The organism is Niallia taxi (genome assembly GCF_032818155.1).
Taxonomy (GTDB): Bacteria; Bacillota; Bacilli; order Bacillales; family Cytobacillaceae; genus Niallia; species Niallia taxi_A.
The window spans coordinates 110,834-131,743 of record NZ_CP102590.1 but is presented as its reverse complement, the minus strand read 5'-3'; the positions used below and the strand labels follow the sequence as shown (position 1 = coordinate 131,743).

At 37.0% G+C, this 20,910-nt stretch carries 22 protein-coding genes and 1 riboswitch; of the genes, 5 read left to right on the top strand and 17 right to left on the bottom strand.

From position 1 onward, the window contains the following. The first annotated feature begins 105 nt into the window (after positions 1–105). Positions 106–205: riboswitch (guanidine-I (ykkC/yxkD leader) on the top strand. Positions 206–273: 68 nt separating this feature from the next. Together NQZ71_RS19825 and NQZ71_RS19820 are read left to right on the top strand one after the other, a co-directional pair. Further along, the gene (locus NQZ71_RS19825; protein ID WP_127739146.1) at positions 274–615 is read left to right on the top strand and encodes a DMT family transporter; all 342 of its coding nucleotides are present in this window, start codon (positions 274–276) and stop codon (positions 613–615) included. A 1-nt stretch (position 616) separates the two neighbouring features. Then, positions 617–931, top strand: coding sequence for a DMT family transporter (locus NQZ71_RS19820; RefSeq protein WP_144456697.1), 315 nt, complete (start codon positions 617–619; stop codon positions 929–931). A 203-nt stretch (positions 932–1,134) separates the two neighbouring features. Here NQZ71_RS19820 and NQZ71_RS19815 read toward each other — a convergent pair whose 3' ends face one another. The 4 genes from NQZ71_RS19815 to NQZ71_RS19800 are packed head-to-tail and all read right to left on the bottom strand — an operon-like array spanning position 1,135 to position 5,282. Then, positions 1,135–1,905, bottom strand: a complete 771-nt coding sequence (locus NQZ71_RS19815) for a PHP domain-containing protein (RefSeq protein WP_317012175.1) — start codon at positions 1,903–1,905, stop codon at positions 1,135–1,137. A gap of 19 nt (positions 1,906–1,924) precedes the next feature. Beyond that, entirely contained in the window at positions 1,925–2,743 is an 819-nt protein-coding gene (locus tag NQZ71_RS19810) for an energy-coupling factor transporter transmembrane component T family protein (protein ID WP_275007275.1), read from the bottom strand. Then, positions 2,722–4,428, bottom strand: coding sequence for an ABC transporter ATP-binding protein (locus NQZ71_RS19805; RefSeq protein ID WP_275007277.1), 1,707 nt, complete (start codon positions 4,426–4,428; stop codon positions 2,722–2,724). Before NQZ71_RS19805 ends, NQZ71_RS19810 begins: the two co-directional genes overlap by 22 nt. Continuing rightward, positions 4,425–5,282, bottom strand: a complete 858-nt coding sequence (locus NQZ71_RS19800) for a DUF8171 family membrane protein (RefSeq protein ID WP_317012174.1) — start codon at positions 5,280–5,282, stop codon at positions 4,425–4,427. Before NQZ71_RS19800 ends, NQZ71_RS19805 begins: the two co-directional genes overlap by 4 nt. A gap of 162 nt (positions 5,283–5,444) precedes the next feature. Between NQZ71_RS19800 and NQZ71_RS19795 the strand changes: the two genes are divergently transcribed. Beyond that, positions 5,445–6,260, top strand: coding sequence for a MurR/RpiR family transcriptional regulator (locus tag NQZ71_RS19795; RefSeq protein ID WP_275007281.1), 816 nt, complete (start codon positions 5,445–5,447; stop codon positions 6,258–6,260). A gap of 67 nt (positions 6,261–6,327) precedes the next feature. Here the strand turns inward: NQZ71_RS19795 and NQZ71_RS19790 are convergent, their stop codons facing one another. From NQZ71_RS19790 to alsS, 8 genes are all read right to left on the bottom strand, one after another. Next, positions 6,328–6,585 (bottom strand): DUF2798 domain-containing protein, encoded by a 258-nt coding sequence (locus NQZ71_RS19790; RefSeq protein ID WP_144456709.1) that lies wholly within the window; start codon positions 6,583–6,585, stop codon positions 6,328–6,330. A gap of 21 nt (positions 6,586–6,606) precedes the next feature. Next, positions 6,607–6,933 (bottom strand): antibiotic biosynthesis monooxygenase, encoded by a 327-nt coding sequence (locus NQZ71_RS19785; RefSeq protein ID WP_144456711.1) that lies wholly within the window; start codon positions 6,931–6,933, stop codon positions 6,607–6,609. Positions 6,934–7,043: 110 nt separating this feature from the next. Then, entirely contained in the window at positions 7,044–7,484 is a 441-nt protein-coding gene (locus NQZ71_RS19780; RefSeq protein ID WP_275007286.1) for a MarR family winged helix-turn-helix transcriptional regulator, read from the bottom strand. Positions 7,485–7,509: 25 nt separating this feature from the next. Further along, positions 7,510–7,962, bottom strand: coding sequence for a hypothetical protein (locus NQZ71_RS19775; protein ID WP_317012172.1), 453 nt, complete (start codon positions 7,960–7,962; stop codon positions 7,510–7,512). A gap of 117 nt (positions 7,963–8,079) precedes the next feature. Then, positions 8,080–9,516: a glycoside hydrolase family 1 protein gene (locus NQZ71_RS19770; protein WP_144456715.1), complete on the bottom strand. Its 1,437-nt coding sequence runs from the start codon at positions 9,514–9,516 to the stop codon at positions 8,080–8,082. A 319-nt stretch (positions 9,517–9,835) separates the two neighbouring features. Continuing rightward, on the bottom strand, positions 9,836–10,735 hold the full coding sequence (locus NQZ71_RS19765; protein WP_317012171.1) for an NAD(P)/FAD-dependent oxidoreductase: 900 nt from the start codon (positions 10,733–10,735) through the stop codon (positions 9,836–9,838). Positions 10,736–11,178: 443 nt separating this feature from the next. Then, positions 11,179–11,946 (bottom strand): acetolactate decarboxylase, encoded by a 768-nt coding sequence (gene budA, locus NQZ71_RS19760; RefSeq protein ID WP_317012551.1) that lies wholly within the window; start codon positions 11,944–11,946, stop codon positions 11,179–11,181. 50 nt (positions 11,947–11,996) lie between these two features. Then, positions 11,997–13,709 (bottom strand): acetolactate synthase AlsS, encoded by a 1,713-nt coding sequence (gene alsS / locus NQZ71_RS19755; protein ID WP_317012170.1) that lies wholly within the window; start codon positions 13,707–13,709, stop codon positions 11,997–11,999. Between the two features lie 147 nt (positions 13,710–13,856). On the opposite strand from alsS, the gene alsR reads away from it, so the two are divergent. Further along, positions 13,857–14,744: an acetoin biosynthesis transcriptional regulator AlsR gene (gene alsR, locus NQZ71_RS19750; RefSeq protein WP_317012169.1), complete on the top strand. Its 888-nt coding sequence runs from the start codon at positions 13,857–13,859 to the stop codon at positions 14,742–14,744. A gap of 315 nt (positions 14,745–15,059) precedes the next feature. Here alsR and NQZ71_RS19745 read toward each other — a convergent pair whose 3' ends face one another. Then, positions 15,060–16,016 carry a LysR family transcriptional regulator gene (locus NQZ71_RS19745; protein ID WP_275007297.1) on the bottom strand — a complete coding sequence of 319 codons (957 nt, stop codon included), beginning with the start codon at positions 16,014–16,016 and terminating at the stop codon, positions 15,060–15,062. A 121-nt stretch (positions 16,017–16,137) separates the two neighbouring features. Here NQZ71_RS19745 and NQZ71_RS19740 point away from each other — a divergent pair, with 121 nt between their 5' ends. Further along, positions 16,138–17,181 carry a 2,3-butanediol dehydrogenase gene (locus tag NQZ71_RS19740; RefSeq protein WP_144456724.1) on the top strand — a complete coding sequence of 348 codons (1,044 nt, stop codon included), beginning with the start codon at positions 16,138–16,140 and terminating at the stop codon, positions 17,179–17,181. Positions 17,182–17,243: 62 nt separating this feature from the next. Here NQZ71_RS19740 and NQZ71_RS19735 read toward each other — a convergent pair whose 3' ends face one another. From NQZ71_RS19735 to NQZ71_RS19720, 4 genes are all read right to left on the bottom strand, one after another. Beyond that, positions 17,244–17,624 carry a VOC family protein gene (locus NQZ71_RS19735; protein ID WP_144456726.1) on the bottom strand — a complete coding sequence of 127 codons (381 nt, stop codon included), beginning with the start codon at positions 17,622–17,624 and terminating at the stop codon, positions 17,244–17,246. Positions 17,625–17,655: 31 nt separating this feature from the next. Further along, on the bottom strand, positions 17,656–18,216 hold the full coding sequence (locus NQZ71_RS19730; protein WP_317012168.1) for a maltose acetyltransferase domain-containing protein: 561 nt from the start codon (positions 18,214–18,216) through the stop codon (positions 17,656–17,658). A gap of 26 nt (positions 18,217–18,242) precedes the next feature. Beyond that, positions 18,243–19,460, bottom strand: coding sequence for an MFS transporter (locus tag NQZ71_RS19725; protein WP_317012167.1), 1,218 nt, complete (start codon positions 19,458–19,460; stop codon positions 18,243–18,245). Positions 19,461–19,740: 280 nt separating this feature from the next. Next, entirely contained in the window at positions 19,741–20,904 is a 1,164-nt protein-coding gene (locus NQZ71_RS19720) for a Ger(x)C family spore germination protein (RefSeq protein ID WP_317012550.1), read from the bottom strand. Between the last annotated feature and the right edge of the window lie 6 nt (positions 20,905–20,910).

Here is a 20,910-nt window from a genome sequence, read left to right as displayed (position 1 = left end):
TCTCTCTTTTTCTCTTCTTTTTTGAAAAAACCTCCTTTTTCCACCACTATATCTTCCTTGAATAATAAAAAGATAGCAGTATAATAAAAATTAATTATATAGCTCGAAAATGTTTTCTAGGGTTCCGCAGCAATTTTTGCTGGTCTGGTCCGAGAGAAAACTCACAGCAATTGCTGTGTCACGGAAGGACAAAAGCCTGGGAGAAACTGTTTACAGTTTACTCTCAGGCTTTTGTTTTTTTTTCGGGCAAAAATAAATTTGGAGGTGCATGACATGAATTCCACTTGGATTCAAGTTTTTATTGCAGCATTTTTTGAAGTATTTTGGGTTATTGGCTTAAAGCATTCTGATAGTTTTCTAACATGGACAGGAACTGCTATATGTATCGTTATTAGCTTTTACGTCATGATTATGGCAGGAAAAAAACTGCCCGTCGGAACAGTTTATGCTGTTTTTGTAGGATTGGGGACTGCTGGAACAATTTTTACTGAAATTCTATTCTTTGGTGTTCCATTTAAGATAGAAAAAGTTCTTTTGATCCTGCTTTTGTTGGCAGGAGTAATCGGATTGAAATTAGTAACAAAGGATAAAACGCAAAAAGGAGATGTATCTTAACATGGCCTGGATCGCTTTAATTGCAGCAGGAATTTGTGAAATGTTTGGTGTAACAATGATAAATAAATTGCATAAAGACCGCAACTGGCAGTCTGTCCTACTACTGATTCTTGGATTTGGATTAAGCTTTGTTTTCCTTGCATACGCAATGGAAACACTTCCTATGGGTACTGCCTACGCCATTTGGACAGGAATTGGTGCTTCAGGTGGAGCAATACTTGGTATGATTCTTTACGGGGAGTCCAAAGACTGGCGAAGACTTATATTTATCGCAATGGTTTTAGGTGCAGCAGTTGGGTTAAAGCTAGTTTCATAGAGAAGTATAATAAATACTAGTAATATCAACTCATAAAACCGAACAAGTCTAGTTTGTTCGGTTTTATTCTGTTTTAATATTACAGCTTATATATACGTTCATCTCCTCGGGAATTCTAGCTTATCTCAAACATGAATGTAATTAAGGTGGATATCATTTAATATCTTTCTTAATGAAGTATTAGTTATTTCTTTTTGTCCTTTTTAACTGATAACTTCCTTTTTAGCAAGGAGCTGCTTCATCAGTTTTTTTGCTAGCGTTGCAGAGCGCACGCGCAAATGTAAATCTGGAGAAATTTCAACTGAGTATTGCCTGCTTTTGATTGCTGCTTTTAATTCAGTTATCGTGGAACAGTCTTGTTCTAAATCGTTTAAAACGGCACCATACTGAAGAAATTGATGTGTATCGCTTCCTGCTGTGACTGGAAGTCCTAATTTTTCTGCTAGCCAATACACATTTTCTTTATTTTCTTCGACCCCAATGGAATAAAGATCTTTTCCATTTAAATCAAGGGCATCTAACCTTCTTAATACACTTGGTTCATGCTGGGTAAGTGGTGTACTCGGACGAAACGGATGTCCCCCAATTGTAATAGTTTCATAGGAATCAGCAATGTCGAGTAGTGCAGCAAGTGCAATAAATTTATCTTCCTCTAAATGAGGCTGTAAACTTTTAAACATATGTAATATTGCATCACGATTGCTAATCAGCAGAATGTGACCAACGCCCTCCACATCTACCTCCATGCCTGGAAATATCTTCAGTCCTTCTACCTCATAATAATCATCTTTATAAAGGTATTGCTGGTCTAAATAATCATAAACATCCAGAAATCTTAGTGTGTTGAAATGCTCTGTTAAGGCAATTGCATCAAGGCCCGCTGCTTTTGCTTCTTTCACCATTGTTTGAAAATAATCTGGCATAAATTCCGATTTTTTCGATATTTTTACATGTGTGTGTAAATCAATTTTCATGTTAGAAGCTCCTTTTCATTTATAATTGGAAAGCCACGATATACAGGGAAACAATATAAACTATGCTGATTGTTAGAAATCCATAATCACTTCTGCCAATTTTAAGTGTTTGGAGCTTCAGCTTTTTAACAACTGGATTTTTGAATGCATTTTTGCTTCCCTTTGTTTCAAGTGCCTCAACCGTTGTCCGTGCACGTTTTGCTACACTAAGAAGCAGCGGATAAAAGGACAATACTGCAAGCCTAATGAAGTAATAGGTAATTCTCCAATAAAGAAACCCCTTCTTATCAGGCGCTCTTCCTCTTAACCGATAGGACATAAATACATGATTATACTCCTCAAGCAACAGTGGAAGCATTCTATAGCCATACGAAATCGAAAATGAAACTTGTCCTGGCACCCCAATACTCAATAACCCAACACTTAGCTTTTCAGGACTCATGGAGCAAAAGACCGTGATACTTGCTAAAGAAATAACTGCCAGCTTCACTGTTAGCATAATTAATGGGAGTAATACAGTGATATTTCCACCAAAAAATAAGGTAGCAATAAACATATAGCCGCCTTGACCAAGTATGCCAAGAATAAGAATAAACAAAATCAACCTGCTTACTTTCGTCATAACGGTAGTGATAATTGTCGCAAGGAGCATCCCTAGTAATACAACTTGTTCATCAATAAACCATGGTGCAATTCCAAAAAAACCATACCAGATGAACAAGATACGCGGGTCTAATTTCGCAATGAATGTTTGGTCATTGGCATATGCCGTATTCATCAGCTCGATTTTCATTTGCTCCACATTCAGCTTGTCGATCATGTTTTTTGCATAATCCATGCAGATTCCTCCTGAAAAAAATCTATAAATGAATCAATCGTATACTTAGCAGGTGTTATGTTGAGCTTATGTGATAACTCCACAATTTGCGGAGGAATAATTCCCGCCCTTCTCATCAGTAAGGAATTAGAGAATAATCCTTCCTTGTCACCATCATAAATAATTTGGCCATTGTTCATAACGACAACTCGTGTAGCCCATTCACTGACAAGTTGCATATCATGTGTGGCAATTAACACTAACTCTGTTCTAACTGCCAGCTTATCAATGAATTGTGTGAGGTGCTTCCGAGTAGCAATATCTAAATTGGCAGTTGGTTCATCAAGGAGAATAATTGCTGGATTCATAGCAGCACCAATGGCAAGAGATGCTCTCCGCTGCTGGCCACCACTCATTAGCCTGCTGTCTTTATGCTGTAGCTCGGAAAGATGGAAAAGCTCCAGAATATGATCTACTATCTCTTCGTATCCTTGTTGTTTACGTGCCTTCAAGAAAAACTCTACATCCTTGCGCACAGAGTCCTCAATAAACATCTGTTCTGGATTTTGGTATATATATGTAACAATGTCTGCCAGTTTTTCTGGTGACTGTTTTGCTGTTGACTTCCCTTTAATAGAAACAGTTCCAGCATTAGGTTTTCGAAACCCTGTCAGCAAACGAAGCAACGTCGATTTTCCAGCACCATTATTTCCAACAAGCGCCACCTTTTCTCCTTTGGAAAAAGTAATATTTATATCCTGTAAAATTTGCTTATACGATCGTTCAACAGTTTGATAAGAAAAACGGACATCCTTAAATTCTGCTATTGCTTCGCTGCTTTTCATAGACGGGACATCAGTTATGGGAATTTCCTTCTTCACGAGATGCGCAAAACTTTCCCCAGCTTCTTCCAATGTAATCGGAACAGTTGCCTGATGCACGTTTAACCCAAATGCAGCCTGTGTTACTTGCGGCGGATATATATTTCGCGCTGTTAAATCTTCAACAGCAGTTAAAGCCTCCCGAACTGGTCTTTTCCATACGACCCTTCCTTTATCGACTAACAAAACGGTCGAGCAATATTCGGCAATAAATTCTGTGTGATGCTCAATAACAATGATTGTTTTCTCGTATTGTTGATGCAGTTTCTTTAATACATCATACATAGATTTTGCATGGTATGGATCTAGTTGTGCTATCGGTTCATCAAGCACGATAATCTTTGGATTTAATGCCAAACATCCTGCCAATGCAAGCAAGTGCTTCTGCCCCCCACTTAGCTGCCACACAAATTCATTCTCATAATCTTCTAATCCGACAATTTTAAGTGCTTCACGTGCTCTTTCCATATAATCAGCATAACCAAAGTGAAGTGGAGCAAATGCTGCATCTTCCATTACTCTTGCTTGAACTATTTGATTCTCAAAATCTTGATAAACATAGCCTACATGCTCGGAAAGATCTGCTACAGTATTTGAGGTTATATTCAGTCCATTAATGCAAGCTTCTCCTTCAAAATCACCAGTATAATAATGGGGAATTAAACCATTCAGAAGCTTACATAGTGTTGACTTGCCGCTCCCATTCCCCCCAATAATAGCTAAGAACTCTCCCTTTTCAACAGTAATGCTGACATTCTTTAAGATTGCTTCCTCCTCATTAGGATAAGTAAAACTTACATTCTGAATGTCTATTATTGTGTTCATGCTGCTTTATTCCTTTCCTTTTTAGAACGCTTAATAAGTACATATACAATAGTGGCAGAAACTACCGCTGCAATGCCTAAGGAAATCAAGGTTAACGTTGATTCTGAAATATAAGAAAATGTTGCTTCCCATTCGAAGATGTTCCATTCTGTTTCTGATAAATATTCAAACCCGAATGCTGATATCGCCAATAAAATAACTGGAATCAAAAACCTTGGGTGTAAAATCCCACGAATAGCATAAGCGTTATCAGGAGTACGAGGCTTCATTCCCAGCAATGGTTCTATTTTTCCGTAAAGTCTTGGCACAAGATAGAGTGTTGGCAAGAGTGCAAATAAGATACCGGAAAAAAGCACATCATTCAAGAATGAGAATCCTTCAACTACTACGACACTCTCAGCAAGTCCAGGAAGTGCTTCAAAATCATCAACACCTACCCAAACCTTTCCTATATCGACCATCATACTTATCAGTTGATGAATAACTACGCCGGTCATTGCGGCAATACCAACATGACGCTTGTTCCTTGGATCCTTAACCAGACTGCCAGCTATGTACATCGCAAGGGAAAAGGAGATAAATTTCTCTAACTCTCCAAAGCCTCCAAATTGGCCGAGCATAATTTCTCCAAAAATTACTTCGCCCAATGCAGCTCCAATCCCAGCATAAAGGGGGTGAAACAAAATACATAGTGTGAGTGGGATAAATGCAAAATACTCAATGGAGAATTCAACTGGACCAAGATAAATAGAAGGTACAAGTTCCGTAATCATGTTAGAAAGGCCGTAAAGAGACATCGATAAAATAAATACCATCATTTTCTGTGACTGGGTAAGCGTGTAATTTCGTTTCATAGATTTGGTTCCCTCCTTTGTCATTTCTATTACATTGTAAAAAACAAATATAAATAGCTAATATTGCAATTGTAAGAAAACTGTAAACTTTTTATCATTTTCTTTCATTTTGATATTTTTTTTGCAGGAAATGCTACGATATTAGAAAAAAGGAGAAAACCAGTGTTTAATTTAAATGAGCTGTCTTCAAGTCAATGGCGAATAGGTAACTGGATTGTCCATAATGAAGCAGAGGTCCTTATTTCTACGGAAAAGGATATTGCGGCTGCAACTGGTGTAAGCATTGCTTCTGTATCACGGTTTTGGAAGGCAGTAGGCTTTGATAATTTGAAAGCCTTTAAGCAATTTTTAAAGGAAAAACGAGAAATTACACCAGCAAAAAAGCTGTTGAATACAATGACAGATTTAGAGTATTCTAGCTTGCAAAGTCATCATTTAAACCGAAGTATTCACCACCTGCAGGCCACATTAAACTTATTTCAAAAGGAAGCATTTGAACAAGCCGTTTCCTCCATTTGTACATCAAATAAGCTATATATTTATGCACCAGGTCCTTCCCTTGGACTTGGTGAGCTTTTAAGCTATAGATTGCGGCGATATGGTCTTGATGTGCGGATTGTAAGATGGCTTGGAAGTGAAATATTGGAGGAGCTTTTACACATAAATGAGTATTGCACTGTTATGCTTTTTAGCTTTGGAAGGCTACTTAAGGAAGCAGAGGTGCTTTTAATGCATGCACATCACAAAAACTGTAAAACAATTGTGATAAGTGACCAACCTGGACTCGAAGCCCCTATTAAATATGATATCTTTCTGTATGCTGACAGAGGCGAAAAAAATGAGTTTCATTCGATGATTGCCCCTCTTTTCCTAATGGAAAATCTTATTGTGGAAGTTGGAAAGGCAATTCCTTCATTAGAAAATATGGAACAGCTTGATAAGCTTCGAAAAAGCTTTAAAGACTTTCTTCCTCGCTAAAAAACAACACCCTTTTACGCAGGGTGTTGTTACTTTATTACTTATGTCTACCAGCAAATGCAAGCATTCAACCAATCTCTGAATCTTTTATTTCATTTTCCACAAATCGAATTTTTACCATAATTTTATGAATAAATTTCGGGAAAAAATAAGCTCCAAAAAATGCACAAATAAATGCTTGGCTCCATGTTTTTAACCATTGTGGAAGAAAATGACTGTTATACCCAAAATTAATCGAAACAAGTATAAATGAAATAAATACACTCATACTTAACGACATAAAGAAAGCAAAAACAAGCTGTTTATATTTTATATGAATCTTCATAACTACCCCTTAACAATACTTTTATAAGTTTGCGATCTCTACTTCTTCATATTGAGTAATCGTCTTTTTCATACTTGGGTTTTCACTGATCCCTTGCTTCCTTTGTTTATTCATCTCTTTATGCTCATTTACATGTTCTTCTCTTGAAAGCCATGCAATGAAATCTTGTTTTGCCGTCCATTTTGTCACAATCGAATATTCTACAACGTCATTTTTTTCTTTTTTCCAGCATTCAGAACTTAGCAAACCAGACACATCTTGTAATTCTGCAAACGTCTTTTTCATCTTTGCGATAATTTTAGCTTCATTCGCTTTATCCCCTTCAAAGCTCGCTTGATTAACAAACATCAAACATACCTCCATATATATTATTAAATAAATATCTTACTTACTAAGATATTAAGTATTAGTAAGGTTAACATAGATTTTTATTATTAGTCAATGAGAACTTCTCTCAATTATTTCAGCTTCTTATTTAACTTGTGAAAAACATTCAGCATTTGATCAATTTCTGTTTCTTCCAAGTCCTGCAGAAGCTCAACAAATACTGCTGCTCTATTTTCAATAATCTGATTAACAATTTTCTCCCCTTCAGCTGTTAAAGACAGCTTCACTACTCTCCTGTCTTCACTTGAGCGATATCGATTTATTAAATCATGCTTTAATAACGTATCTGTAAGAACTGTACCTCCACCTGAAGTAATTCCTAAATACTTGGTGATTTCAGATGCTGTACAAGTTTTCACTTTATAGAGATATGTCAAAATTAAAATATGACCGTCACTTAAGTTAAAATCTGTTTTTGGAAAAAAGTCGTTTTTGGTTTTTGTTTTTCTAAAGATGCTTTCATATAGCTCTTGAAACTCTTTTAATTTCTTATACCGTTGTTCTGACTCCATATTAACCTCGCTTCTGCGTATAATCCTAAATATTCTTCATGTATCTTATGCCTTTTTGTAAGTCTTGATAAAGGCGGTTCACTTTCTGATTTGATAGTAATTCCTTATTAGAATATAGATGTTTCCCAATTGCTACTACCAACCTTTTTATATCACATAATTCCTCATAAACCAATTCTAATTTGCCATCATCATTTTCTTTTAGATGAATTTTTATACTTACTTCATCTTTACCAACTCTATGCAGTTCCCAGTGATATTCTTCAGGCTCTTCCAATAAAGTAAAAGTTAAATAATTTCTTGGATACGGAACCGCACCTGGAAGCAGCTGACATATGGAAGCAAGAATGTCTTCTAATGGATCGGAGAACAAATACGAACATACGAATTCAAATTTGTTATCACCTATTTTTAAATACCCCGTTGCCCATTTACTCTGGCTATTATAATCATAATGAAACACAATTTTTTTCGTCATGAAAGCTCCTTAAGTTATCATATTTATCATAAGTCTATACCAAATAGACCAAAAAGGAACTGATCATTTGCTTGTAAATAAATAAAAGGCTGCTTTATAAAAAGCAGCCCCGTTGTTTTATAGATTCGCTCCGTTTGTAGCGATAACATCTTTGTACCAGTAGAAGGATTTCTTCTTGCTGCGGTCGAATGTTCCGCTTCCATCATCATGCTTGTCAACGTAGATATAGCCATAACGCTTAGACATTTCTCCTGATGATGCACTAACTAAGTCAATGCAGCCCCATGAAGTATAGCCCATTAACTCAACGCCGTCTTCGATTGCTTCGCCCATTGCTTTAATATGCTCACGCAGGTAATCAATGCGATAGTCGTCATTGATAGAACCATCTTCTTCCACTTTATCGTATGCACCTAAACCATTTTCTACTACGAACAATGGTACTTGGTAACGGTCATACAGGTTGTTTAAGGAAATGCGAAGTCCTGTCGGGTCAATTTCCCAGCCCCACTCACTTGCGTTCAAGAATGGGTTTTTAATGCCACCTATAAGGTTTCCTTGCGCTTTTTCTTCGTCTGTTTTTACCTTTTTCTCTGTACGAGACATATAGTAGCTTAAGCTGATGAAATCAACTGGATATTGCTTTAACAATTCCAAGTCGCCATCTTCGATTTTCAGGTTAATATTGTTTTCTTTAAAGTAGCGTTTAGCAAAAGTAGGGTATGCTCCTCTTACTTGAACGTCACCACACAAGTAGTTAAATACTTGCTCTTCTTTAAGTGCATGCAGGATATTTTCAGGATTGCTGTCAAATGCATATACTGGTGCATAAATTAGCATACAGCCGATTTGCGCATCAGGAATAATTTCATGTCCTGCTTTAACAGCTAAGCTGCTAGCAACGAACTGGTGATGCAAGCCTTGGAAGCTGTCTTGCAGTTTTGTTTCTTGGTTTTCAGGCGAGAATCCTAGACCTAAAATAGGCATATGTGTTGCACCATTAATTTCGTTGAATGTTAACCAATACTTCACTTTATCTTTATAGCGTTTAAACAACACAGTAGCATAACGCTCAAAGAATGTAACTAGTTCACGGCTTCTCCAGCCGCCATATTCTTTGATTAAGTGAAGTGGTGTTTCATAGTGAGAAATTGTTACAACTGGCTCAATGCCGTATTTAGCAAGTTCATCAAATACTTTGTCATAGAACGCAAGGCCTTCTTCATTCGGCTCAAGCTCGTCACCATTAGGGAAAATGCGAGACCAAGCAATACTCATACGGTATGATTTAAAGCCCATTTCAGCAAATAGCGCGATATCTTCCTTGTAGCGGTGATAAAAATCAATACCATCATGGTTAGGGTATACATATTTAGATTTATCTATTTCGAAATCAAACCCTGTTTGTGCAATAACTTGTAAACGAATTTTGCCTCCTGGCAATACGTCAGCAAGGTTTAATCCTTTACCGCCTTCATTATATCCACCTTCTAATTGGTTGGCAGCAGTAGCTCCACCCCATAAGAAATTTTCAGGAAAAGTAAGTTTTGTCATGAGTGAATTCCTCCTAATTTAACTGGAACTAATAATAGATTGTGTAAATCATCTAACCTAATAATACTATTAACTTTAGAAGAAAACTGGTCTGAATGAGACTAGTAATGTAATTTGCATTTTGTAAAACAACTATAAAAACATCTGTAAGTAAATATAGTAAATGGATTGTAAATAATTATATTGTATATAGTGAACGATTTTCTCTACTTTAATTCTCCGAGCCCACTGTAAATTGTCTTTATCGTTTTATTTTTTTGCCAAAATAAAAAGACCAAAATGATGATTTTGGCCTTGGGGGTGTTATCATTTCTTACTATTAAAAGTCCTCATTCACTAAATCTCCTACAACAGCCATCGCAGCTCTACTTCCTTCTGCAGCTGCAATAATCAATTGAGCAGGGGCAATAATGGAATTATCTCCACATGCATAAACTCCTGCAATGGTCGTTCGACCAGAATTATCTGTGTCAATTCCTCCCATACTATTCAGACTGCAGCCTAATTGTTGTGCTAATGGAGATGCCTGTTGCAAACCTGAGGTGACAAAGCCGCCTTCTCTTGCTACTTCTCTTCCACTCTTAAAGATAATTTTCCGCAATTTGCCGTCCACTCCCTGCAGATATTCTATTTCTTCTTCAATCACTTCGATGTCCTTATCTGCAAAAAGCTCTCTTTGCTCACTTGACAAAACCTTTTGTCCATTTGTACACAGAACAACATCTTTACTCCAATTTCTAATCATTTTTGTCATATGAAATGCTCGCTCATTTTCTGCAATGACGACTAATGGACGGTCCTTTAATTCCCATCCATCACAAAACGGACAGCTAAACAGACTTGCTCCATAAAATTCATGGATTCCTTTAATAGCAGGAAGAATATCTGTAAGGCCAGTAGCTAAAATGACCTTTCTTGCCTCAAACGTATTGCCATCCTTCGTTAAAATCAGAAAACGATCATTTTCTGTCTTTATATCAAACACTCTTTGATTTTTGATGATTATATTAGGATACTCCTTTAAATCCTTTAAAGCATATCTTTTAAATTCAGCCGGTTTAATTTTATCTCTCGTAATAAACCCGTGAGATTCGTGAGTAACAGCGTTTCTTGGTTTATTATCATCAAAAAGTATGATATTCTTTTTTGCTCTTCCAAGCACAAGTGCTGCATTAAGTCCTGCTGGGCCTCCACCAATAATTACGCAATCTAATACCATATTATATCCTCTCCTATTAAATCTATTAAAGACTCCTTATATCTATTATTAAACTAAAAAACAATAGATTATATAAATATATTAAAGACCCTCAATATCTACAATTGATTCTAACTTAAAATAAGATATATAACAAGGTATTTCTCTTTTGACTAGAATATAACTTAGAAATTAATTTTTTATATTAAATTTTATTTATATTAAATTTTATATTATGAGACAAAATTTCAGCTATTATATCATTCATTTATTCCTTTCTAATAAGCTTTAATTTCCAAGTCATAACAAAAGATAAGAGAATGATGTGTAATGGTACTTCTTTTCTCTAAACATTCACACACTAAAAGTTTAATAAAAAACTGCCTTCCAATTGCAGATTTCCCCACAAAGGAAGACAGTTTTCTACTATAATATTATATTTATACATTACTCCACTAACTGAGTTATCTTTTTTCAGGGCTTCCTTCTGCTTCAGCTATATCACTGGCTAAATCAGCACGATCTATATCAGCTTTGAAAAATTCTTCTGTTTCAGGCAGTCTTAAATTCAAGTACTGCTTTTTAGAAATGCGGATTGTAGCATTCTCCACCGTATAGTCAAAAACATGACCGCCGGTACTTCTATTTTTATCAATAAAATGCAAATGATATCCAGCAACTGCGATTCCATGGGCATATTGTGGAGTGCGAAAGCCAGCAATCGTTCCCTCGATGTTTTCAAAGTCAAAGATCGGCTGTGTTTTTACCGCTTCAATCATCGGCACATATGGCTTTTCCTGTACCTCAACTGTTCTCGTTTGAACCTTTTTAAAGACACCATCCATTCTAATCGCATAAAAAACATTTTTACTAGGGAGAAGTTTGTCTAATTCCTGCTCCAGTTCTTCTAATGTTAATTGGCGGTTTACACGGTGTGTAATCTCTGTTTCAAAAAATGTAATCGAGCAAAATGGTGATTTATCCTCTTCCTTAACTGGTGTTGCTGTTCCATCTGAGCGGAGTCGGTAGAACTCACCATCAAACCCGATTAATTCACCATCGAGTTTATTAAAGGTACCAATACCAAAGTCCCCATGTTCATGAATTTCACCTAATGAAAAGTCTCCGTCGTAAACACCATCCAGAAGCGCCGTCATTGTCGAAACCTGATAAACCTCCTGCTTCTGGTCTTCGTTGTTCTCTATTATGTCAGCATGTAAAGTTTTAACCATTTCCATGCATCATCACCTCAATCTTAAAAAATATATTGCTTGGATGCCTTTTATGAATGCCAAAGCTCTCTTTCAACTGCTTGCTGTTTGAAATAATCCGGCCATTTTTGATTTGCCAAATCGATATTTTCGCTATAGTCAATTGGGATGTCAATGATGACAGGTCCTTCCTGCTGCAGACCCTTTTCAAGAACCTTTGACAGCTCTTGTGGAGAGTTTACCCTAAGTCCTGTTGCACCAAAACTTTCTGCGTATTTAACGATATCTATTGGTCCGAATTCGACACAGGAATCTCGGTTATATTTCATTATCTGCTGGAAGGATACCATATCATATTTGCTGTCATTCCAAACTAAATGAACGATGTTAGCCTTCATCCTAACAGCCGTTTCAAGCTCCATCGCAGAGAACAGAAAGCCCCCGTCACCAGATACAGAAACGATTTTTTTGTCTTGGTGCAATATAGCTGCACCAATTGCCCAAGGAAGAGCAACTCCAAGTGTCTGCATTCCATTTGAAATCAGCAGTGTATTTGGTTCATAGGAGCGAAAGTGACGTGACATCCAAATCCCGTGAGAGCCAATATCACATGTAACAATCACATCATCTGCAATTTGGCTTCTTAACGCATTGATTACCTGTAATGGATGGGACAGACCTTGCTTTTGAATTGGCTTTGGTGATTCCATTTCTTCATGAAGATCTCTAAGTCTGGCAAGAAATTCATTTTTCTCTCCACTTATTTTTGCCGGAACAGAGAAAAAGTCTAATTCGGCAACTGTTGCAGAAATGTCACCGATCAATTCAAGGCAGGGCTGATAAAAATGGTCAGCATCTGCTTGAATTTCATCAACATGAATAATATTCGGATTATTATTTACATTCCAAAACTTTGGATCATATTCAATTGGATCAAAGCCGATAGTAATAATGAGATCTGCCTGTTCAATGAGAAGATCACCTGGCTGGTTGGCAAAAAGCCCGATACGTCCATAATATTGAGCTTCGAGCTCTCTTGAAAGAGTGCCTGCTCCTTGATATGTCTCTACAAAGGGGATTCCTAATGTATGGAGAAATTTCCGGATTGATTTTACTGCTTTTGGCCTACTTCCTTTCATTCCTACTATGGCAATAGGAAGATTGGCGTTGTGAATTTTTGCGACGGCAGAACGGATGCTGCTATCTGCTGCAGCACCAAGTGTTGGTGCTGGCAGTGCTGCTATTGCTTGGACAGATGTTTCTTCTGTGACGACATCTTGAGGAAAGCTGATAAATGCTGCGCCTGCCTGGCCTGATTTAGCTGCACGAAAGGCATTTGTTAATGCTTCAGGGATATTCTTGACATCCTGTACTTCCACACTGTATTTTGTTACTGGTTTAAATAATGCAGCATTATCCAGTGATTGATGTGTGCGTTTCAATCTGTCAGCTCGAATGACATTACCTGCAATCGCCACAACTGGATCTCCTTCTGTATTAGCCGTCAATAAGCCTGTTGCTAGATTTGAAGCTCCAGGTCCTGAGGTTACCAAGCATACTCCAGGATTTCCTGTCAGTCTTCCAACTGCTGCTGCCATAAATGCTGCATTTTGTTCATGTCTGCAAAGAATTAGCTCTGGTCCTCTGTCTTGAAGCACATCAAAAACAGCATCTATTTTTGCACCTGGTATAGCAAAAACATGTGTGACACCTTGAGCAATCAGTGTGTCAACAATTAGTTCTGCTCCTCGTCTTGTGATATTTGTTTGGTCCTGAAGATTCATTCAGCTTCACTCCTTAAATTGAATTCCTTATAAAATTTGGAATTTCATGATATGATTTACTATACATTTCACATGATATTTTTTCCAATATCCATTAAACGTGGGATTGATATGTATTACGAATGAATCAGTAAGGTGGTTATAATCATGGAGCTTAGACACTTGCAGTATTTTAAAACAGTGGCAGAGGAGCTTCATTTCGGAAGGGCAGCTTCAAAACTTAATATGACACAGCCACCTCTCAGCCAGCAAATAAAGCAATTGGAGGAAGAACTGGGTTTTCCCCTCTTTCATCGTTCCAGTCGGGCTGTGGAATTAACAACTGCCGGAAACGTTTTTTTAGGACAAATAACTTCTGTATTAAATCAATTAGACAGAGCCGTTGATACAGCGCGCCATACCGCAAGAGGTGAACTTGGAAAGATTGTAGTCGGGTTTGTCGGTACAGCAACATATGAGATTTTGCCGCCAGCCATAAAGGAATTTAGAGCTATTTTTCCGTCGATTGAGATTGAATTACGCCAATTATCTGCCCCAAATCAGCTAACCGCGTTATTAAATGGCGATATTGATGTAGGTTTTTCACATCCTCCTGTTACTAACTGTGAACTCATCAGCAGAAGTCTTAAAACTAGTGAATGTGTTTTTGCCATCCCCAAAAATCATCACTTGGCAGATAAACCTGCCATTTCCATGTCTGATATTAAAAATGAGCCAATCATTTCCTTGTCAAAAGAGGCATGGCCCTCTCTGTATGAGGACTTTATCCAACTATGTAATAAAAATGGCTTCCATCCGAATATCGTGCAGGAATCAACTGAATATCAAATGGTCATTGGATTAGTCACCGCAGGCATCGGGATTGCCGTTGTACCTGATTCAGCTAAACGCCTGTTTAATTTAGATGTACTATACAAAAAATTCGCACAAGAACAATTAACAGCAGAATGGATTCTTTCCTACAAAAGAGAAAATCATAATCCAGCCCTGTTTCATTTAGTCCATCATGTGTTAGAGCGCACAGACTTATTTTAAAGAGGAGAAATTCCATAAAGTTAAAAGAGCTTACAATAAGTAACTAAGACCAATCACAAACCACCTATTTAAGTATTTCTGAATAATAGTTCAGTTTGTGTCTTTGTATTTCTGTTGGAATACAATATTTAAACTGCATAGTGGAATGGAGCGTTGGCCACTCGACTCCAGCGGGAAATAGAGGAAAGGATGAGACCCCGCAGGCGAAGATGAGGAGGCTCATCTTCCTCCCCGCGGAAAGCGAGGGGACGTATGCGCAATGAAACGGACTAATCTAAAAACCTATCTCTCTATATAATCCCAAGATTCATCATTTCAAAGTTTAGAATTTCGATAGCTTAATTTTTGTCCTTTTGCAGTCTCAGCCTCTTCTTCATTATCAATTATCGTTATATGTATCCGCTTCAAAAACTCTCGTAATATCCTCGATAGACCATTATTTGCATTATAAAAATATCCGAAGGAATACGTTTTATAATGAGGAGAAGCAAAGTTAATGACTACATACTTATCACTTCTAGACAAACCTGCATCTGTTTTAAATGCATAGTCAAACCCTATATTTATCGCTGTATTGTTTTCCAAAGTATGCCGTATTGTATCGACATTATTTGTAGTAAATAAAATATCAAAAGGCAGTGAGCTGAAGCCTTTCATGAATTCGTTAATGTAGACATCATTATATAATACGATTGGCTGATCAATTAACATCTCTGCAGTTATTAGTTTATTCTGTGCCAATGGCGAATTTTTGTTTACCGCCACAACCATATGGCCATCGAGCAGCTTTTTGAAAACGAGATTCCGATATTTCTTTTCTTCTTTTTCTGTATATGTTATAAAGCCAACATCCACTTCCCCTTCTAGCACTTTCTCAATTATATGCTCTGTACTGTTTTCATAAATAGATGCTTTAATATTAGGATATTCCCTTTTAATGTCTGAAATAAGATCAACGAGAATTTCCATTGGCCCTGGATATGTCGCTATCTTCATTTCACCATTCATTGTATTTGTGTAGGCTTCTGCTTCCTCCATAAACTCCTGAAGCTTCTGTAAAACAGAATTTGCCTTTTCTACTAGCTTGTGACCTTCTTCTGTCGGAACAGATCCTCGTCTTGATCTGTGAAAAATACTAATATTTAATTCTTTTTCAAGATTTTTAATCGATTGACTCAATGCTGGCAATGTTATATGTAAATTTTCTGCCGCTTCCTTCAAGGAGCCTGTTCGTGCAATTTCAACCATATATTTTAATTGTTCAATATTCATATAAACCTCATTTTTTAGTTAAGCAGTACTTAACCTTAGTTAATATTAACTAAATTTATCATAAGTGTTGTTAGCTGTATACTAATATATGTAAATAAACTACATAAGGGGTTGTTTTTAGATGAAAGCGTTAAGATGGCATAATCAAAAAGATATTCGCTTGGAGGAAATAGACGAGCCGAAATTAAATCCAGGTCAAGTAAAAATGAAAGTGAAATGGTGCGGTATATGCGGCAGTGATTTACATGAATACTTAGGCGGACCGATTTTCATACCAGTTGATCAGCCTCATCCACTTACGAACGAGGTTGCACCTGTAACACTTGGTCATGAATTTTCCGGTGAAGTTGTCGAGGTTGGAGAAGGAGTAAACAATTATAAAGTTGGCGATCGTGTCGTTGTAGAACCGATTTTTGCTACGCACGGACATCAAGGTGCATACAATTTAGATGAAAACATGGGATTCTTAGGACTTGCCGGTGGTGGCGGAGGTCTTAGTGAATATGTTGCTGTCGATGAGGAGCTCCTATTTAAGCTTCCAGATGATTTATCCTATGAGCAAGGTGCATTAGTTGAACCAGCGGCAGTTGCTTTATATGCTGTACGTTCAAGCAGAGTTAAAGCTGGTGACAAAGTTGCTGTATTTGGCTGTGGTCCAATCGGCTTGCTAGTAATCGAAGCACTTAAAGCTGCAGGTGCTACAGATATATATGCTGTTGAGCTATCTCCTGAACGCCAAGCGAAAGCAGCAGAATTAGGAGCAATCATCATTAACCCTGCAGAGGTTGAAGATACAGTTGCTGAAATTGCAAGATTAACAGACGGCGGAGTGGATGTTTCATTTGAAGTTACAGGAGTGCCAGTCGTCTTGCGTCAAGCAATTCAATCTACTGGAATTGGCGGAGAAACAATTATCGTTAGCATCTGGGAAAAAGGCGCTGAAATTTTGCCAAATGACATTGTTATTAAAGAACGAACTGTCAAAGGAATAATTGGCTACCGTAATGTCTTCCCTGCAGTGTTGTCACTAATGCAAAAAGGCTATTTCTCAGCAGAAAAACTAGTAACGAAAAAAATTGCCTTAGACGATGTTATTGAAGAAGGCTTTGAAAGCTTAATCAAAGAAAAGAACCAAGTGAAAATACTTGTTAAATCTGAACAATAAGTTTATCAGAATAACGGAAGCCACTGAATTATTCAGTGGCTTTGTCCAATTTAATGTTCCTTTTATACAGTCAGCTCAATTAAATTGCCTTCTGGATCTTCCATCACACTTTCATAGTAGCCATCACCCGTTAGACGCGGCCCATTATTATGACGGTAACCATCATTAATTAATCGCTCTGTCATTTCGTTAACAGCTTCTTTGCTTCCTAAAGAGATAGCAATATGTGCCCAGCCAATCATTTCACTTGCAGCTGCTTGATTAATACCTGACTTTCGCATGATTTCTAATCTTGCACCTGATTCAAATGCTAGAAAATAAGATTCAAAGCCTTTCGCCTGATTATGATACTTACTGTTTGCCTTGCCGTTAAAATAAGTTTCGTAAAACTCTTTCATAATTTCTAAATCCTTGACCCAAATAGCCACATGCTCAATCTTCAAGTTTTCCACCTCATCTTAAGACTAATGTTTGTTATCCTTCAATATGCTTAATAATTCTAGCTGGGTTTCCGCCAACAACTACATTATCTGGTACATTCTTCACGACAACAGCACCTGAAGCAATCACAGCATTATTCCCAATTGTAACTCCTGGATTTATGATTGCACTTCCCCCAATCCAAACATTGTTTCCGATTGTGACTGGTTTTCCGTATTCTCTGCCGGAATTTCTATCTGTAGTATTCAATGGATGTGTCGCTGAATAAATTTGCACACCAGGTGCAAGCATACAGTTATCTCCAATTCTTACTTCACAAACATCTAAAATAGTGCAGTCGAAGTTTGCATAAAAGTTTTCTCCGACATATATATTACCCCCATAATCAAATCGTATATTCGGCTCCATATAAATGTTTTCGCCAGTAGAACCGAGTAATTCCTTCAGAATCTTTGTACGCTTTTCGCCTTCTGTCTCTAATGTTTGGTTATAAAGCCTAACCGTTTGTCTTGATTTATTACGTTCTTCTGACAACAAAGGGTCAGCTGGATTATACATTTCTCCAGCTAACATTTTTTCTTTTTCCGTTTTCATATTACTACCTGCCTTTTGTATAAATATTAAGCTTTTAAACTAGTATCTTTCCCAATAATCTTTTTATAAAGTAAGCGATTTAAATTTTCAGTGCTTAACAGCATTGCTACAGCAAAAATCAAAATGCATACAGGGAAAATTCCTATCGTGAAATAAGATGAAATAAATCCTAGCATTGGCGGTAAAAATGTAGTTCCTGTGTAAGCAACCGCCATTTGATAGCCCATAATGGACTGGGAATGTTTTTTCCCGAAATGTGCTGGTGTTTCGTGGAGCATACACGGAAATATCGGTGCCAATCCTAATCCAATAATGATAAATCCTACAAGCGAGAAAATGGATGGCAAAGGCAAAAACAGAATAATAGCACCAACTGCTGCTATTAATTGTCCAGATCGAATGAGAGCACGATTTGTCATTTTGAAGGTAATAAAGCCCGTGATAAACCTGCCAACAGTTATTCCGGCATAGTATAATGACACCCACTGGGCAGCAGCTGCCGCACTCAGCCCCTTCACATTAACCAAAAAACTGCTTCCCCACAGCCCCATCGTTGCTTCGACGCCGCAATAAAACAAAAAGGATGCAAGCGCAAGCTTTACCCCTTTCACTTGCAATGGTTTTAGCTCATTATTTTTTTCATGCCGAACAGCATTTGTTTCCATTATTTCATCTGAAACAGCTTTGTTGTTATGTGTTACTCTCTTCCATAAAGGAAGTGTAATAAGGAGAATAAGCACTAACGCAAATTGAATACCAGAAATGGTGAGATACCCATTTCTCCATGAAGTCCCCTCCGAAATAAACTGTGCCATAATGACTGGACCAAGCGTTGCTCCCACTCCCCAGAAACAGTGCAGCCAACTCATATGATGCGCTTTATAATTTGTTGCAACATAATCATTTAACCCAGTATCAACGGCACCAGCTCCTAATCCAAGGGGAATAGCGCAAAGTACTAACCAAGCAATGGATGGAGCAAATTGAAAACCTAATAAAGCAACAGCCGTCATGAAGACGCTCACAAATGTTACTTTACTAGTCCCAAATCGTTTAAGTACCTTACCGCTTACTAAACTTGAAATAATGGTGCCGCCTGCAATCATCATAAAAAGAAATCCAGCAGTTTCAAGGGGAACTCCAAGATCAGATTGCATAACAGGCCAAGCAGCTCCTAACAAGGAATCCGGAAGACCTAAACTGATAAAAGCTAAATAAATAATGACCAAAAGAAGTGTTGCCATTTTTTAACCTCACCATCATTAAATTGTGCTTACTAACCTTTTCTATTTTCCGTATCCACACTTATTTAATGTTTTAAATAAGTATTTAATAACTTATTAAATTACTTTAATAAGGGACATATTCAATATAACATATAAAATTATCCAATTCAATTGCGTTTATAAATAGCAAATGTTAATTAGTTTATTTATGCTGCTCCATTAAAATTACAAACTAACATTTAACACATAGAAAAAGCTGCAAGCAGCAGCCGAAAATACCATCTTTAGAAATCCTACTCTACTTTATAATAGCACCTTCCTTTCTTAATCCAGCCCGTTTTATTTCTGTGTTAAAATGAATACTAACTTTTGCCTTAGCAAAGCCTTCATCCCAATTTTCCCGATATTTTTTAAAATGTTTATAATCTTGATCTTTTAACCTCTCCCCTAAGCCAAAAATATCTGCATTATATTGCTCTCTGATTGTTTTGACTGTATCCAGTATTTCTTGTTCCATTTTTTTATTAAATTGTTCTTCATAACCCTCAAATGCATATGCTTTAGCCATATTTGTTAAGCATTCATTATTTTGTAAATTCCCTTCCGTCTTAATGTTTATTGTAAAAGACGGTACACCGCCCTTTTCTGTTGCTATTACGTCAGTTTTCGATGTTGTTACGCGGTAGCTCATTTTTTTATCACCACTGCCACATTGAGAAGTTATCACTGTACTTTTTAAATTACCTTGCAACCAAAGCATATTTCTGACATCATAAATACTAATATATCCAACTAATTTACCGCCTTTTATAATACCTAAAGAATCAACATCCACTTTATTTTCAGGCGTTATCGTTTTCATATTTTCTATATTGCCCCCTTTTTTAGGGTCACCTTTAACCTTCAATGCAACTAATACAGGAGTTTGCCCATCAGATTTATATATTCGAATAAAGTCATTGAGTCTAAGTTTCGGTGCACCGCCCCAATCTTTATACATCGACACGAGCTGTGTATATACTTTTAATGAAGCACTTTTTTTGTACATATTATTTGTTTTTAAAACACTTGCAGCTTTACCGTCTCTTGCAATAACAATATCAAAATCATCACGGATTTCCCTGTTTCTGTCCATGAAATCCATAAATTCCATCATTCCTTTTTCTGCAACCTCTTCACTTATTACCAATACTCTCATATGAGATAAAATCATACTTTGTTCACTGACAATATTAAATTTATGAGTAAGTTCAGCAATCGTATTGCCCTCTAAAGATTGTACATTTGCTGGTGCATAGCCTTCAGCATTTCGGGGATTCACTTCTGAAGCAGCAGTGGTTTCCACCGTAAGTTTATATTTCTGATGTTCGCCTTTATCAACTGCCATTCCTGTTACAACAGAAACATTTCTCAATTCTTTACGATCCCAGCAACCACTTAATAGACATACTATTACTATCATGATTGT

Coding starts and splice junctions, on each gene's coding strand:
- NQZ71_RS19825 (WP_127739146.1), top strand. CDS start 274: ATGAATTCCACTTGGATTCAAGTTTTTATTGCAGCATTTTTTGAAGTA.
- NQZ71_RS19820 (WP_144456697.1), top strand. CDS start 617: ATGGCCTGGATCGCTTTAATTGCAGCAGGAATTTGTGAAATGTTTGGT.
- NQZ71_RS19815 (WP_317012175.1), bottom strand. CDS start 1,905: ATGAAAATTGATTTACACACACATGTAAAAATATCGAAAAAATCGGAA.
- NQZ71_RS19810 (WP_275007275.1), bottom strand. CDS start 2,743: ATGGATTATGCAAAAAACATGATCGACAAGCTGAATGTGGAGCAAATG.
- NQZ71_RS19805 (WP_275007277.1), bottom strand. CDS start 4,428: ATGAACACAATAATAGACATTCAGAATGTAAGTTTTACTTATCCTAAT.
- NQZ71_RS19800 (WP_317012174.1), bottom strand. CDS start 5,282: ATGAAACGAAATTACACGCTTACCCAGTCACAGAAAATGATGGTATTT.
- NQZ71_RS19790 (WP_144456709.1), bottom strand. CDS start 6,585: ATGAAGATTCATATAAAATATAAACAGCTTGTTTTTGCTTTCTTTATG.
- NQZ71_RS19785 (WP_144456711.1), bottom strand. CDS start 6,933: ATGTTTGTTAATCAAGCGAGCTTTGAAGGGGATAAAGCGAATGAAGCT.
- NQZ71_RS19780 (WP_275007286.1), bottom strand. CDS start 7,484: ATGGAGTCAGAACAACGGTATAAGAAATTAAAAGAGTTTCAAGAGCTA.
- NQZ71_RS19775 (WP_317012172.1), bottom strand. CDS start 7,962: ATGACGAAAAAAATTGTGTTTCATTATGATTATAATAGCCAGAGTAAA.
- NQZ71_RS19770 (WP_144456715.1), bottom strand. CDS start 9,516: ATGACAAAACTTACTTTTCCTGAAAATTTCTTATGGGGTGGAGCTACT.
- NQZ71_RS19765 (WP_317012171.1), bottom strand. CDS start 10,735: ATGGTATTAGATTGCGTAATTATTGGTGGAGGCCCAGCAGGACTTAAT.
- budA (WP_317012551.1), bottom strand. CDS start 11,946: ATGGTTAAAACTTTACATGCTGACATAATAGAGAACAACGAAGACCAG.
- alsS (WP_317012170.1), bottom strand. CDS start 13,709: ATGAATCTTCAGGACCAAACAAATATCACAAGACGAGGAGCAGAACTA.
- alsR (WP_317012169.1), top strand. CDS start 13,857: ATGGAGCTTAGACACTTGCAGTATTTTAAAACAGTGGCAGAGGAGCTT.
- NQZ71_RS19745 (WP_275007297.1), bottom strand. CDS start 16,016: ATGAATATTGAACAATTAAAATATATGGTTGAAATTGCACGAACAGGC.
- NQZ71_RS19740 (WP_144456724.1), top strand. CDS start 16,138: ATGAAAGCGTTAAGATGGCATAATCAAAAAGATATTCGCTTGGAGGAA.
- NQZ71_RS19730 (WP_317012168.1), bottom strand. CDS start 18,216: ATGAAAACGGAAAAAGAAAAAATGTTAGCTGGAGAAATGTATAATCCA.
- NQZ71_RS19725 (WP_317012167.1), bottom strand. CDS start 19,460: ATGGCAACACTTCTTTTGGTCATTATTTATTTAGCTTTTATCAGTTTA.
- NQZ71_RS19720 (WP_317012550.1), bottom strand. CDS start 20,904: ATGATAGTAATAGTATGTCTATTAAGTGGTTGCTGGGATCGTAAAGAA.